The 15,022-nt window shown below is 71.1% G+C and carries 10 protein-coding genes; 8 read left to right on the plus strand and 2 right to left on the minus strand.

The window, feature by feature from the left end; translation table 11 throughout:
• From VF665_RS17265 to VF665_RS17280, 4 genes are all read left to right on the plus strand, one after another.
• Window positions 1-1,935: M56 family metallopeptidase (locus tag VF665_RS17265; protein WP_331054693.1), on the plus strand; the 1,935-nt coding region annotated here is incomplete at its 5' end.
• A gap of 80 nt (window positions 1,936-2,015) precedes the next feature.
• Entirely contained in the window at window positions 2,016-3,125 is a 1,110-nt protein-coding gene (locus VF665_RS17270) for a hypothetical protein (protein WP_331054694.1), read from the plus strand.
• A 13-nt stretch (window positions 3,126-3,138) separates the two neighbouring features.
• Window positions 3,139-4,260, plus strand: a complete 1,122-nt coding sequence (locus tag VF665_RS17275; protein ID WP_331054695.1) for a serine hydrolase domain-containing protein — start codon at window positions 3,139-3,141, stop codon at window positions 4,258-4,260.
• Between the two features lie 74 nt (window positions 4,261-4,334).
• Window positions 4,335-6,992, plus strand: coding sequence for a DUF5916 domain-containing protein (locus VF665_RS17280; RefSeq protein ID WP_331054696.1), 2,658 nt, complete (start codon window positions 4,335-4,337; stop codon window positions 6,990-6,992).
• A gap of 172 nt (window positions 6,993-7,164) precedes the next feature.
• Here the strand turns inward: VF665_RS17280 and VF665_RS17285 are convergent, their stop codons facing one another.
• Complete coding sequence (locus VF665_RS17285) at window positions 7,165-8,427, minus strand: HD-GYP domain-containing protein (RefSeq protein WP_331054697.1); 1,263 nt, start codon at window positions 8,425-8,427, stop codon at window positions 7,165-7,167.
• Entirely contained in the window at window positions 8,424-10,553 is a 2,130-nt protein-coding gene (locus VF665_RS17290) for a hypothetical protein (protein WP_331054698.1), read from the minus strand. The genes VF665_RS17285 and VF665_RS17290 overlap by 4 nt, the downstream gene beginning before the upstream one ends.
• 470 nt (window positions 10,554-11,023) lie before the next feature.
• Here VF665_RS17290 and rpsL point away from each other — a divergent pair, with 470 nt between their 5' ends.
• From rpsL to VF665_RS17310, 4 genes are all read left to right on the plus strand, one after another.
• On the plus strand, window positions 11,024-11,452 hold the full coding sequence (rpsL, locus tag VF665_RS17295) for a 30S ribosomal protein S12 (protein WP_170030938.1): 429 nt from the start codon (window positions 11,024-11,026) through the stop codon (window positions 11,450-11,452).
• A gap of 3 nt (window positions 11,453-11,455) precedes the next feature.
• Window positions 11,456-11,926 (plus strand): 30S ribosomal protein S7, encoded by a 471-nt coding sequence (rpsG, locus tag VF665_RS17300; protein ID WP_170030937.1) that lies wholly within the window; start codon window positions 11,456-11,458, stop codon window positions 11,924-11,926.
• A gap of 116 nt (window positions 11,927-12,042) precedes the next feature.
• Complete coding sequence (gene fusA, locus VF665_RS17305; protein ID WP_331054699.1) at window positions 12,043-14,139, plus strand: elongation factor G; 2,097 nt, start codon at window positions 12,043-12,045, stop codon at window positions 14,137-14,139.
• Window positions 14,140-14,860: 721 nt separating this feature from the next.
• Window positions 14,861-15,022: GTP-binding protein (locus VF665_RS17310; protein WP_331054601.1), on the plus strand; the 162-nt coding region annotated here is incomplete at its 3' end.

Here is a 15,022-nt window from a genome sequence, read left to right on the forward strand (position 1 = left end):
GTCCCGCCGTCCGCTTTCGCGCTGAATGCGGCTCCGTCCACTGCGCCCGCGCCGCTGACCATGGCGGAGCGGCTTGCGGCGGTGGACTGGGGGCGCGCGGCGCTGCTGCTGTGGATCGTGGGCGCGGCCGCGCTCCTGATCCGCCTGCTGGCGGGAGTGGTGCGGCTGGCGTGGATCGAGCGCCGCGCCACGGAACTGACGGACGACGAATGGGTGCGGCTGACGGACGGGCTTTCGCGCCGGCTGCGCGTGGGCCGCATCGTCCGTCTGCTGCGCGAGCCCGCCGCCACCGTGCCGATGACGTGGGGCCTGTTTCACCCCGTGGTGCTGCTGCCCGCCGAGTCCGAGCGGTGGCCGGATGAGCGCCGCCGCGTGGTGCTGGCCCACGAGCTTGCCCACGTGCGCCGGTGGGACGCGGCCACGCAGTGGATTGCGCACGTGGCGCTGGCGCTGTTCTGGTTCAACCCGCTGGTGTGGGTGGCGGTGCGCCAGCTTCGTCAGGAGCGCGAGCACGCCTGCGACGACGCCGTGCTGGAGATCGGCACGCGCGCGGCGGACTACGCGAGCCACCTTCTGGACATCGTCCGCTCGCTCGGCTCCACGCCGGGCGCCGCCGCCGGGCTGGCGATGGCGCGCAAGAGCCAGTTCGAAGGCCGCCTGCTGGCGATTCTGGACGGCGCCGTACGCCGCAACGCGGCCAGCCGCGCGGCCGGGCTGGCCACCGCGGCCGCGGCCCTCGCCTGCCTGCTTCCCCTGGCAGCGCTCCGTCCCGCGGCGGTGGTGGCGCGCGCACCGACGCTGGATCTCCCCGGCGCGTCCGCGCTCACCGCTTCGCCGCTGATCGCGACGGCGGCAACGTCCAATGCCTCCGAGCAGACCGTCACCCGGACGACAACGTCGGAGAGCGACGCGTCGCTGGAGCCGGCCGAAACGCCTCCGGCTGCCGTGACCACGAGTTCCGCGCCGGCCGCCGCCTTCGTGGACGGCCAGACCACGCGCGAGCGGCTGGTGGCGTCGGTGGCGGGCGGTGATCCGGAACTGTATGCCGACATCATCCGCGCCGCGGCGGGGATCGAGTCGGCGATGGACCGGCGCATGGTGCTGAGCGCGCTGCTGGAGCGCCGCGACCTGTCGTACGCCAACCTGAGCGCCATCATTCAGGCGACGCGCACGATGGACTCCGACACGGAGCGGCGCATCGTCATCAGCCAGGCGATCGGGCATCCGCTGTTCGTCGCGACCTCTTCCATCTGCCCGTCGTTCGTGGAGTCCATCGGGTGGTTCTCGTCGCCCACGGAGCAGCGGATCGTGCTCAGCTCGGGGCTGCGCGCACGGCAGTGGAGCACGGCGTCGCAGGTGGCGCTGCTGCGCACGCTGGGCCGGGTGGAATCCGACACGGAACGGCGCATCATCCTGTCCGAGGTGGCGGAGCACCAGCGGATGAACTCCGAGGCGCGCGCCGCGTACATCGCCGCCGCGGGGCAGATCGAGTCCGACTCCGAGCGCGGGATCGCCCTGCGCGAGCTGGCGGTGACGCGCGAGCCCGCCGTGCCCGGCCCCGCCGCCACCCCCGCCCGCAGCGAAACCCGCACGCGCGCGTCGGACTCGGCGCCCGAGGCGCGCCGCGGCGGAGAGTCGCAGTGGGACAGCGAGATCCACCTGGAGATCGAGACGGACGGGCGCCCGCGCGAAATCCGCATCAACTCCGCCAGGGTGTTCTTCGCCTCCGCGCGGTGGGACATCACGCGGATCGGCGCGGGCGGGCACCTGCTGGTGGAGGAGCGCGTGGACGGGCGCCTGCGCCGCGTCCGCGCCGTGCCCGGCGCCGGCGGTCAGCCCGCCTTCACCTACACGGTGGATGGCCAGACGCGCCCGTTCGACGCGGAAAGCCGCCGCTGGATGAACGCCCTCATCCGCGAGTTCACCACGTCCTGATCCCGCAGCGCCGGGCCGCGCGCCCGGCGCTTTTCTGAGCCGAAGTGCTGATTTTTCAACCTTTGCCGGAGCTTACACTTATGAAGCGAGTTGTCGCCCTGACCGCGCCGCTGCTGGGTGCCCTGCTGGCCTGCGCCCCGTGCGCCGCGCAGCGGAGCACGACCAGCGAGTCGCGCATGGTGGAGCAGCACGACGGCTACCGCATGGAGGTGCGCATGCGCGGTCCGGTGGAGGTGAACGAGGCGGGCGACTGGGTGGAATCCATTGGCCCGGGCGGCCGGCTGATCGTGGAGGAAAGCGGGCGCGGGCCGGACCGCCGCGCCGAGTTCACCCGCGGCGCCGACGGCGGCGTGCAGGTCGCCTACGTGGTGGACGGCCGCACGCGCGCGATGGACGCCGCCGGGCGCGAATGGGCGCGCGGGATGGTGCTGCGCGCGGTGCGCGAGGGCGGGCTGGGCGCGGAGCGGCGCGTGGCGCGGCTGCGGTCGCGCGGCGGCGTGCCCGCGGTGCTGCGGGAGATCGGGATGATCCGCGGCGACTCGGGCAAGCGGCTGTACTTCAACGCGCTGCTGGGCGGATCGCCGCTGTCGGATGGGGAGATGCGGAGCACGCTGGCCGCCGTTGGGCGCGAGCTTCGTTCCGACACCGAGCGGCGGCTGGTGCTGACGCACGCCATTGAGCACGGCGCGTCCGGCCGGAACATGGCGGCGCTGCTGGAGGCGGCGGGCGGGATGGAATCCGACACGGAAACGCGGCTGGTGCTCACCTCGGCGCTCAGCGGCAACCGCCTGGACGCGTCCTCGCGCGCCGCCTTCTTTCGCGTGGTGGACGGGATCGGCAGCGACGTGGAGCGGCGGCTGGTGCTCACCTCCATGATCCGCCGGGGGATGGACGACGGCGCGGTGTCCGGCGTGGCGGCGGCCGTGGGGCGGATGCGCAGCGACACGGAGCGGCGCCTGGTGCTGTCGAACCTGCTGGACAGCGGGCTCACCCCGGCGCAGACGGCGGTCGCGCTCGGCGCCGTGATGCCCATGCGGTCGGACGCGGAAAAGCGGATCGTGCTGTCGCAGGTTCCGTCCGCGCAGTTCCGGGATTCGCGCGTGAACGCCGCCTACCGCCGCGTGCTGGATTCCATGTCGTCGGACAGCGAGCGCTCCATTGCGCTGCGCCGCCTGGTGAACGGCAACTGAGCGGATGATGACGATGATCACACGACGGGCGATGCGGTCCCTCGCGGCCGGCGTGATGGCGGCGGTGCTGGCTTCGGGCGCCGCCCATGCGCAGGCCGGGACGCGCACGGCGGCCGGCGATCCCGGCGCGGTGGTGCGGGGGGCGGATGGCGCGCGGCTGGACCGGATGCTCTCCAGCCTGCTTCCGAGCGTGTATTCCGGCACGGTGCTGGTCGCCCGCGGCGGGGAGATTGTGCTGCACCGCGGCTACGGCACCGCCGACTCGCGCTCGGGCGCCGCGGCGTCGACGCAGACCGTGTATCCCATCGCCTCGCTGAGCAAGCAGTTCACGGCGGCGGCCATCCTGGCGCTGGCGGAAGAGGGAAAGCTGGCGCTGACGGACTCCCTGGGCCGCTTCTTTCCCGGCGCGCCCGCGGACCGGCGCGGCATCACCCTCCATCAACTGCTGACGCACACGGCGGGGCTGGGGCGCGACGCGGTGCGGTCCGACGTCACCATCTCCCGCGACTCGTTCGTGGTGGCCGCCCTGCGCGCGCCGCTCGCCTCGGCGCCCGGGACGAAGCACGCGTACAGCAACGCGGGCTACATGCTGCTGGGCGCCGTGGTGGAGACCGCGTCGGGAACCACGCTGGACCGCTACCTGGAGCAGCGCCTGTTTCGCCCGGCAGGCATGCGCAACACCGGATTTCCCACGGCGGACTGGAGCGGGCGCACGGTGGCGGCCGGGGAGGGGGACGACACCTATCGCGGATCGCCGCTGGACGAGCCCGCCGCGCGCAACGGCTGGTACCGGCGCGGCGCGGGCGGCCTGCTTTCCACCGTGGACGACCTGTACCGCTGGAGCCGCGCGCTGGACGAGGGCCGCGTCCTGAGCCCCGCGTCGGTGGCGCTGCTGTTCACGCCGCACGTGGCGGAAGAAGAGGGCTCCCGCTCGTTCTACGGCTACGGCTGGGTGGTGCAGCAGACCTCCCGCGGCACCCCCATCCAGTGGCACAACGGCGGATGGGCCACCTACTACGCCGAGCTTCGCCGGTATCCCGCGGAGGGCGTCACCCTCATCGTCACGAGCAACCGCCGCGGCGGCGTGGACAGCGTCATTGACCTGATCGCGCGGCAGACCTTTGCGCGGCCGTAGGCGCCCGCGCCGGCCCCGTGCCGCCGCGAAGTGCTGATTTTTCGCCATCTACCGTCACCCGCCCTGGAGTGAACGTGATCCGCACCCTGCTGGCCGCCCTTCCCGTCCTTCTGCTCGCCTCCGCGGCGCGGGCGCAGACCCCCGACAGCGCGCGCACCGCCGCGCCCCGCAAGGAGATCCGCGCCGTGCGGGTGGAGGGCCGCGTCCCCACCGTGGACGGCGACCTGGGCGACCCCGCGTGGGCCGCCGCCCCCGTGCTGTCGGACTTCGTGCAGAAGCAGCCGGTGGAAGGCGCCGCGCCGTCCGAACGCACGGAACTCCGCTTCGTGTACGACGATGCGGCACTGTACGTGGCCGCGCGGATGTTCAAGAAAGACCCTGCGTCCATCCAGGCTCCGGTGAGCCGCCGCGACAACGGATCGCAGGCCGAGCATCTGTGGATTTCGCTGGACACCTACCTGGACCGGCGGACGGCGTACAGCTTCGGCGTCACCGCGGCGGGGACGCGCATGGACTGGTACCACGCCACGGACGACGAGGGCGATACCGACGTGTCGTTTGATCCCGTGTGGGAGGCCCGCGTGCGCCGCGACTCGCTGGGATGGACGGCGGAGATGCGCATCCCCTTCAGCCAGTTGCGCTTCAACGCGGCGGACGTGCAGACGTGGGGATTGAACGCGGACCGCTGGAACCCGGCTACGCAGGAAGACGTGTTCTGGATCCCGGTTCCCAGCTCGCAGAAGGGATGGGCGTCGCGCTTCGGCACGCTCTCCGGCATCCGCGGCATCCGCCCGACCCGGCGCGCGGAGATCCTTCCCTATGTAGCCACCAGCGGCACGTTCACGGGCGAGCCGGGGACGGGCAATCCGTTTGATGACGGCAGCCGGATGCGCGCGCGCGTGGGCGCGGACCTCAAGGTGGGCGTGGGGCCCAACCTGACGCTGGAGGGAACGGTGAACCCGGACTTCGGGCAGGTGGAGCTGGACCCGGCGCAGGTGAACCTGTCGGCGTACGAGGCCTACTTTGACGAGCGGCGCCCGTTCTTCATCGAGGGGCGGCAGCTGCTGGCGGGGAGCGGGCCGGAGTACTTCTACTCGCGGCGCATCGGCGGCATTCCCGACGTGGCGCTCTCGCGGCTGCAGGTGGCCGGCGACTATCAGGACTACCCGGGCAACAGCGCCATCCTGGGTGCCGCCAAGCTGACGGGACGGCTCTCGTCCGGCACCTCCGTGGGCGTGCTGGCCGCGTTGACGGACCAGGCGTACGCGCGCGGCTTTGACCCCGCGACCGGCACGCTGGACCGGGTGCGGCTGGCGCCCCGGACGGGGTACGGCATCGCCCGGGCGCAGCAGGAGTTCGGCGCCAATCAGTCCACCGCGGGGCTGCTGCTGACGGCCGTCCACCGCGACATCGATGGGGGCGAGCCGCTGGTGGCGCTGCTGAACCGCGACGCGGTGACGGGCGGGGGCGACTGGAACCTGCGCTTTCGCGGCGGCGAGTACGCGTTCAGCGGCTACGCGGGGTTCAGCTACGTGGCGGGCGACTCGCTGGCGCTGCTGCGGAACCAGCGCTCCAGCGCGCGCTACTTTCAGCGGCCGGACCAGGACTACGTGCGGGTGGACTCGTCGCGCACCTCGCTGGGCGGCTACACCGGCCAGCTCCGCATCGCGCGGGAAAGCGGGCGGCACTGGCTGTGGGCCGCGTCCGTGAGCGGGCAGTCGCCGGGGCTGGAGCTGAACGACGCGGGGTTCATGGGGCGCGCGGACGAGGTGTTCGGCTACGGCAACCTTCGCTACCGCGACACGCAGCCGGGTAGGCTGTTTCGCCGCTACGACGTGGGGGTGAGCACGGAAAACACGTGGAACTTCGGGCGGACGCGCACGTTCAGCGCGCTGCGGACGGACATGCGCTTTACGTGGAAGAACTTCTGGACCACGACGGTGATCGCGTGGAAGGACCTGCGCTCCACCAGCGACTCGTACACGCGCGGCGGCCCGCTGGCGGGAACGCCGGCCGCGTGGCGGATGATCGTGGCCGGCGCCACGCCGGAAGGGTGGGCCCGCCGGGCGTCGGCGCAGGTCACCTTCGGCGGGGGAGAGCAGGGGCACGAGTACCTGCTGCTGACCACCACGCTCTCCGTCCGGCCCGGCCCGCGCTGGCAGGTCTCCTTCAGCCCGCTCTGGCGGCGGATGACGGACCCCCGGCAGTTCGTCGCCTCGCTCCCGGGCGGGCCGCAAGCCACCTTCGGGCGGCGCTACACCTTTGCCTCGGTAGACCAGACCATCGTGTCCGGCGCGGCGCGGCTGAACTACCTGTTCACGCCGGACCTGTCGCTGGAGTTCTACATGGAGCCGTTCGCCGCCAACGGCCGCTACGAAAGCTTCGGCCAGCTGCGCGCGCCGGGTGCGCTGCGCCTGGACGGCACGGAGGGCCGCGTGGTGAGCGAGGGCGGCGAGCACTTCTTCATCGGCGGGGCGGACGAGGACGGCGACGGCGAGGCGGACCGCCAGCGGATCGCGAGCGACTTTACCGTCCGCTCGTTCCGCAGCAACGCGGTGATGCGCTGGGAGTGGCGCCCGGGGAGCACGCTGTTCCTCGTCTGGCAGCAGAACCGTTCGGCCAGCGAGCTGGGCGGCGACAACGTGGGCTTCGGAACGCTCGGCGACACCTTCGGCGCGCGCGGCGACAACGTGCTGGCGCTCAAGATGTCGTACTGGCTGCCGATTCGATAAAGCAGTGCCCAGTGCCCAGGATCAAGTGCCCGGAAACAGCCGGAACTGATGGTCCCCGGCACTGGGCACTCGGCCCTGGGCACTCGGCACTCGGCCCTGGCACTCGTTTCTCTTCCCGCGAACGCCTCTCCGCATGTTGCTGAGAGGCGTTCCTGCTGTCCGGGCGCTCCGGTCAGACTCCGGCGGGTGGTGGAACGGGCTCGTTGGTGCCGGGCGACGGAGCGACGCAGGCCGCGTCGGCCGGCTGTGGCTCCGTCTGCGCGGCCTGCACCGGGGCGCGGACGGGCTGCCGTTCATCTTCCAGGACCGCGAACCGCTGGTCCCACACGGTCATCATGTTTACGAACGCCTGCGCCACCTCTGGATCGAATTCCGTCCCCGCGCGCTCTCGGATGTACTGCAGCACGCGCGCGCTGGTCCACGCGGCGCGGTAGGGCCGGTGCGTGCGCAGCGCGTCGTACACGTCGCACACGTGCGCCAGGCGGCTCGCCGAGTGACAGGCGCGGCAGTAGTGCAGCGCCGGATATCCGCCCCCGTCGTGCATGAGGTGGTGCTCGTACGCCACGATCGCGGCCGTGTCCAGGTTGCGCTCCGTGTCCAGCAGCAGCCGCGCCCCGTCCACCGGGTGCTGGTTGATGATGGCGCGCTCCTCGGCCGTAAGCTTTCCCGGCTTGTTCAGGATGTCGCGCGGAATGCGCACCTTGCCGATGTCGTGCAGCAGCCCCGCCACGCCGAACGCGCGCACGTCCGTCTGCGGATAGCCCAGGAACTCGGACAGCGCCATCGTGAGGACGGCCACGTTCATGGAGTGCGTGGTGGTGTACTCGTCGTGGTCCCGCAGGCGCAGCAGGGGAAGAATCATCTGCTGGTCGCCGTGCATGGCGACGGACAGCGACCGCACCACGGCTTCCGCTTCCGCCACGGGAACGGGGCGGCGCGCCTCCACGTCGCTGTGCAGCCACCGGATCGCCTGGATCTCCTCCGCCAGCGAGTAGTCCAGCGTGGCGACGGTGGCGGCCGGGTCCTCCGTATCGCCGCGCACCCCCACCATCCCCAGCCGAATGCGGGTGCGCCGCATCTGCCGCAGCTCCGGGCTGTCCGCGGCGGAAAGCGTCATCCGCGCCAGCAGTTCGTCCAGCAGCCCTTCCAGCTCCTCGCGCGACACCTCCTCGTCAAACTCCAGCCGCTGCACCCCGGCGGCCACCAGCCGCGCGCTCCACTCCCATCCGCGCAGCGCGTGCACCGGCTGCGTTCCGTGCACCACCTCGTCGCCCAGAAAGGTGAACGACTGGCGGGGATTGGCGGACTGCAGCTCCGCGAGCGGCCCGTACGCCGCGTCCAGCGCCCGCTCGCGCGAGGGGTGCAGGTCAGAGTACAGGCTCATGGTGGCGATGGCCTGCGCCATGGCCGTCAGAAAGCGGACGGGGTCGCTCATGGCGGATCGCCTTCGGCGCGCGCGGCGCGCTGTACGTCGGGGTCGGTGGATGCCAGGGCGGCACGCAGCAGCGCCGCGGCCGAAGGGTCGGCGCTCCACCCGCGGCGCAGGGCGGACAGCGCGGCCAGCAGTTCGGGGGAGCGGGGGGCCAGCCGCACCCGTCCCAGCAGCGTGCGTCCGCCGTCCGCCAGGCGACGCAGCATCTGCAGCGCCAGCGGGTCGCGCGCGCCGCCCAGCACGCGGATGGCGAGCAGGCGCTGCTCCGGCTCGGTGAGCGGATCGTCGATGCGGCGCACCACCAGGGGAAGCACCGGGGCGGGGCAGCCGGACGCGCACTCCGCCAGTGCCTGCCGCTGCACCTGGGTGTCCGCGTCCGTCAGCGCGAGGCCCAGCACCCGCTCGCGCTCGCCGCCCACGCGGAACGCCGCACGGAACGCCTCGCGCCGCACGCGCGCGTCCTCATGGCGCAGGTACGCGGCGAGCGACGTTCCCGGCGGGAGCACGCCGATTTCGGCCACCAGCCCCAGGAGGTTGCGCACCACGTACCACCGCCCGTCGCCCAGCCGCGCGCCGATCTCCGGCAGCGCCGCCGCGCCCATCCGCGCCACCCGGTCCAGCGCCGCGCGGCGGACCGTGCGCGACTCGGACTCAGCCAGCTCGTCCAGAATGGGGACGAGGGTGCGGCCGGTTCCGATCCGCCCCGCCACCCCATCCAGCGCCGCGGCCCCCTCCGCCCCGGCGCGGAGCAGGGCACGGACGGCGGCGGGCTGGCACACGGCCGGCCACAGCTCCGCGGCCAGCGCCGAGTCCGCCGGCGCCTCGGCCAGCAGCGCAACGAGGCGGGGGAGCGCCGCGCCGGTGATCATGGTCGCCACCGCCTGGTGCACGGCGGGGCCGTGGGCGCCCACCTCCAGCGCCGTCTGCACCACCCGCTCCGGCTCCGGCGCGTTGGGGCCGGGCAGCAGCCCCAGCTCGCCCGTGGTGGAGCGCGACAGCAGGTCCAGCGCGCGGGTGTACGTTTCGGGATTGGGGTCGGGGAGCGCCCAGCCGTCCACCAGCCGCTCCACCTGCTCGCGCAGCGCCTCGTCCGCGGCGGCCCCCAGTGGGCCGGAGCGGCCCTCCGCGTGCGCGGACAGCTTGGTGAGCAGGCGGAGCAGCGAGTGGGAGATGCTGTGGCCCCCCGCGTCGGCCGCCGCCTGCACCAGGCGAACGACCGCGTCCGCGGCGAACCCCTCGCTGGCGTCCAGCAGAAAGCGCCGCCGCTGGGGCGCGTCTCCGCCCATCTGCACCAGCCGCGCGAGGGTGTCGGGCTGCAGGCGGGCGATCATTTCGCTCACGCGCCGCCGCACCTCGTCCGCTGCGCGCCCGCCCTCCGCGCGCAACTCGTCCGCCATCTGGAGCAGGTAGCCCACGATCACCTGGTCGTACGCCGCGGCGCGGGGATGCTGGTCAATGGCCTGCGCCACCAGCGAGGGCTCGCGCGTCTCCTCTTCCGGGGCGTCCTCGCGGGCCAGCGCGGCCCGGGCCAGCCCGATCCAGAGCTGCGCCGCCGCCACCGTGTCGCGGGCGCCGCCTTCCGCCGCGCCGTCGCCCTCGCCCGTGAACTCCAGCTGCGCAAAGCTCACCGGGTGCAGCACCGCGTGCGGCCACTCCGCCCGGGCGGCCTCCCCCGCCGCACGGCCGGGCTCCGTCTGTGCCGCGAGCGCGGCCAGGAACTCCGTGGCCTCGTCCGCGTCCATGCCGCGGCGCAGCGTCACCGCGCCGATGCGCCCGCGGTGCAGGCGCGCGGCGAGCCCGGCCAGCACGGGGTTGCCCGCGTCCGTGGCCACGCCCTCAATCACCAGCTGCGCGCGCGCCACGCCGAAGCTGAGAGCCATGCGGTCGCGCAGCACGGCGTCCAGCCGGCGCGCCAGTCCGTCGGCGGAGCGCGACAGGAACGGGTGCCCCGGCGGATACACGCCGTGGTGCTGAATGGCGATGGCGAGTTCCACGAGCAGGTTGGCGAGGTCGCGCCCCAGCGACACGCGCGTGTCCGGGACGGTGCTCGCCGCCGGATGTGACATGGGCAGAGCGGGCAGAAAGTGATACTGCGCCGCAAAGATGGACCCGGCGCGCACCCGCTGCAACGGTCAGATGTACCAGATGGTTTCAGCCCGTCCGCGCCAGATCCTGGGGAATTCCTCGCGCGATGTCGGCATGCGGGCGGCCCGGGCTCCAGCGCGCCGGACCACGTGCGGAACCTTGCTTTCGCCGTCCCGATCTACCGGCGGAAACAGATCGTCCGCGGCATGGATGAGAATTGGATGAATCCGGCCGAAGAGGCACGCGAGAAGGGCAGGGCGGCGGAACGGAAGGAAGACGAGCGCAGATCGACCCGCGCCGGGCACCGGGCACCGGGCACCGGGCACCGGGCACCGGGCACCGGGCACTGGGCACTGGGCACTCCGCACTCCGCACTCCGCACTCCCAGGGGCTTGACCAGACCGTCCCTCCGCCTTACTTTTCCAAGTCTGTCGCACAACCGGAGCGTTGGCGGCGGCGGGGACCCATTGGTCCTCGCCTGCTTTTTTCGTCTACTGTCCAGGCTTTCCCTCGTATGCCGACGATCAACCAGCTGGTCCGCAAGGGCCGGGAGACGCTCGAAAAGAAGAGCAAGTCGCCCGCCATGCGGAACAACCCGCAGAAGCGTGGCGTGTGCACCCGCGTGTACACCACGACCCCGAAGAAGCCCAACTCGGCCCTCCGGAAGGTCGCGCGTGTGCGGCTGACCCACGGGGTTGAGGTGACGGCGTACATCCCGGGCGAAGGGCACAACCTGCAGGAGCACAGCATCGTGCTCATTCGCGGCGGCCGCGTGAAGGACCTTCCGGGCGTCCGCTACCACATCATCCGCGGCACGCTCGACGCGTCCGGGGTCAACGACCGCCGCCAGAGCCGTTCCAAGTACGGCGCCAAGCGTCCCAAGCCCGGGCAGGCCGCCGGCAAGGGAGCTCCGGCCGGCAAGGGCGGAAAGGGGAAGAGGTAAGACATGAGCCGTCGTACTCGCGCCGTCAAGCGCCCGATCATCCCGGATCCCGTCTACGGGTCGGAGACGATCACCAAGTTCGTCAACACGCTGATGCTGGACGGCAAGAAGTCCACCGCCGAAAGCATCTTCTACGACGCCATGAAGGTGATGGAAGAGCGCACCGGCCAGCCGGCCGAGACCGTCTTCAAGACGGCGCTCAACAACGCCAAGCCGGTGCTCGAGGTCAAGAGCCGCCGCGTCGGCGGCGCCACCTACCAGGTGCCCGTCGAAGTGCGTCCGGAGCGCCGCCAGGCCCTCGCCATGCGCTGGCTCGTGGGCTATGCCCGCGCCCGCGGCGAAAAGACCATGGCCGACCGCCTGGCCGCGGAGCTGCTGGCCGCCTCCCGCAACGAGGGGGCGACCATCAAGAAGAAGGACGACACGCACCGCATGGCCGAAGCCAACAAGGCGTTCGCCCACTATCGCTGGTAATTCCGCTCGGACGCCTGGTCCGGCTGAACTGAACAAACTGGACGCGCGGAGGTGCGAAGGGCGGAATCATCCGCTCTTGGTGCCCCGCGTTTTCCACTAACGATAGACGACAACCAATGGCCCGCACCACACCGCTCGAGAAGTACCGCAACATCGGCATCATGGCGCACATCGATGCCGGCAAGACGACCACCACCGAGCGCATCCTGTACTATACCGGCCGTACGCACAAGATCGGCGAAGTGCACGAGGGTGCGGCGACCATGGACTGGATGGAGCAGGAGCAGGAGCGCGGCATCACCATCACGTCGGCCGCCACGACGTGCCAGTGGACCCGCTTTGACCAGAACTACCGCATCAACATCATCGACACCCCGGGGCACGTGGACTTCACCGTCGAGGTGGAGCGCTCGCTCCGCGTGCTCGACGGCGCCGTCTGCGTGTTCGACGCGGTGGCCGGCGTAGAGCCGCAGTCGGAAACGGTGTGGCGCCAGGCCGACAAGTACGGCGTGCCCCGCATCTGCTTCGTCAACAAGATGGACCGCACCGGCGCCAACTTCGAGCGCTGCGTGTCCATGATCGTGGACCGGCTGGGCGCCAACCCCATGCCCATTCACCTTCCCATCGGCGACGGCGAAAACTTCGTCGGCATCGTCGACGTGCTGCGCCAGGTGGAGCTGATCTACGACGACAGCACCATGGGCAAGAACTGGACGGAGCAGCCCGTTCGCGAGTCGCTCAAGGAAGCCGCCGCCGCCGCCCGCTTCGCGCTGGTGGAAGGCGCGGTGGAGCACGACGAGGCGCTCATGGAGCGCTACCTGGAGGGTGAGGAGATCAGCGAGCCCGAGCTGCGCCGCGCCATCCGCAACGCCACCATCGCGGGCGCCATCGTGCCGGTGCTCACCGGCTCGGCGTTCAAGAACAAGGGCGTGCAGCAGCTGCTGGACTCGGTGATCGACTACCTTCCGGCCCCGGTTGACATTCCGGCCATCAAGGGAACGGACCCGGAGAACAACGACGCGCCGATCGAGCGCCACGCGACGGACGACGAGCCGTTCTCGGCGCTGGCGTTCAAGATCGCCACCGACCCGTACGTCGGTAAGCTCACGTTCTTCCGCGTGTACTCGGGCGTCATCGCCTCGGGCAGCCACGTGCTGAACAGCACCAAGAACAAGCGCGAGCGCCTGGGCCGCATCCTTCAGATGCACGCCAACAAGCGCGAGGAGATCCCGGAGGTCCGCGCCGGCGACATCGCCGCGGCCATCGGCCTCAAGGACACCACCACGGGCAACACGCTCTGCGATCCGGAGCACATCGTGGTGCTGGAAAGCATGACGTTCCCGGCGCCGGTGATCGACGTCGCGATCGAGCCCAAGACCAAGGTTGACCAGGACAAGATGGGCGAAGCGCTTCGCCGCCTGGCGGACGAAGACCCCACCTTCCGGGTGCACACCGACCAGGAAACCGGCCAGACCATCATTTCGGGGATGGGCGAGCTTCACCTGGAAATCCTGGTGGACCGCATGCTGCGCGAGTTCAAGGTCGAGGCCAACGTGGGCCGTCCGCAGGTGGCCTACCGCGAAACCATCCGTTCGCGGGTGGAAAAGGTCGAAGGCAAGTTTGTGCGCCAGACCGGCGGCTCCGGCCAGTACGGCCACGTGGTCATCAACATGATGCCGGCCGAGCCGGGCCAGGGCTTCGTGTTCGAGGACAAGATCGTGGGCGGCGTGATTCCCCGCGAGTTCATCAAGCCGAGCGAGCAGGGCATGCGCGAGGCCATGGACACGGGCGTCCTGGCGGGCTACCCCATGGTGGACGTCAAGGTGGAGCTGATCTTCGGCTCGTACCACGACGTGGACTCGTCGGAAATCGCCTTCAAGATCGCCGGCTCCATGGCGTTCAAGGAAGCGGCCCGCAAGGCCAAGCCGGTCATTCTGGAGCCGGTGATGAGCGTGGAAGTCGTGACGCCGTCGGACTACATGGGCGACGTCATCGGCGACCTGAGCAGCCGCCGCGGCAAGATCCAGGGCATGGACCAGCGCGGCGAAGCGCAGGTGATCAACGCGCAGGTGCCGCTGTCGGAAATGTTCGGCTACTCCACCAACCTGCGCTCCATGAGCCAGGGCCGGGCGGTGTACAGCATGCAGTTCTCGCAGTACGAGGAAGTGCCCAAGGCCAAGTCGGAAGAGATCGTGGCCAAGGTGCGCAGCTGAGTCGTTCTGCGCGAATGATGGATGCAGAAAGGGCGGCCCGCGTGGCCGCCCTTTCTCGTTCCCGCAACGCCGTCGTTCTCCACTTTCGTACTTTCGTACTTTCGTACCGCGGTTTCGGGCGTGTCCCTCCGCTGCGCTCCGGGCCGGGCTTCGCGCGCCGTAAGGCACGATACAACTGTGCCCAACGGCGCCGAGCCCCCTCCGCGTCAGGGCAACGATACTGCTGTTGCCCCGCCGCTCCGGTGTCTCGGCCCTGCGGGCGCGAATCCCTCACGCAAGGGCGCACGCCCGGGGCGCGTGGAAGCCGGGCTCGCTCTTCTGCCTCTCCTCCCCGTGGACGGGGAGGGCGCGGATTCGGCCGCCCCCGCTTCCCCCCGCGTGAACCGGCTGTTCGCTTCCGTGCGCCGCGGAGCCGGCCCGAACCGCGCCGGAACCAGCATTCACGCGGCCCAGACCCTTGACGGAACGCCGAAGTTTGGCTATCCTTCGCGTCTTGCCCCCGTTTTGGACCGCGCACCCACGCGATCCCGGGAGGCGTGAACACCTTGCCGCAGCGGACGAGGGCGGCAGGGTGTGCTGTTTGTTAGGCCCGGCGAGGAGACGCCGGATCACCTGATTCCGCGGCTGAGGCGGTTCGCCGGCCCGGGGCGCCCTGCGCCGCCGGGCGGAATCCATTCAGCCATCTTTTCTCCGCCACCCTCGGGAATGAGGATTCAAACCAATGGCCAAGGCCAAGTTTGAGCGCAACAAGCCGCACGTGAACGTGGGCACCATCGGCCACGTCGACCACGGCAAGACCACGCTGACGGCCGCGATCACGCGCATTCAGGCTGCGCAGGGCTTCGCGGACTTCATCAGCTTCGACAACATCGACAAGGCTCCG

It is taken from the genome of Longimicrobium sp. (assembly GCF_036387355.1).
In the GTDB taxonomy this organism is placed as follows: domain Bacteria; phylum Gemmatimonadota; class Gemmatimonadetes; order Longimicrobiales; family Longimicrobiaceae; genus Longimicrobium.

Coding starts and splice junctions, on each gene's coding strand:
- VF665_RS17270 (WP_331054694.1), top strand. CDS start 2,016: ATGAAGCGAGTTGTCGCCCTGACCGCGCCGCTGCTGGGTGCCCTGCTG.
- VF665_RS17275 (WP_331054695.1), top strand. CDS start 3,139: ATGATCACACGACGGGCGATGCGGTCCCTCGCGGCCGGCGTGATGGCG.
- VF665_RS17285 (WP_331054697.1), bottom strand. CDS start 8,427: ATGAGCGACCCCGTCCGCTTTCTGACGGCCATGGCGCAGGCCATCGCC.
- rpsL (WP_170030938.1), top strand. CDS start 11,024: ATGCCGACGATCAACCAGCTGGTCCGCAAGGGCCGGGAGACGCTCGAA.
- rpsG (WP_170030937.1), top strand. CDS start 11,456: ATGAGCCGTCGTACTCGCGCCGTCAAGCGCCCGATCATCCCGGATCCC.
- fusA (WP_331054699.1), top strand. CDS start 12,043: ATGGCCCGCACCACACCGCTCGAGAAGTACCGCAACATCGGCATCATG.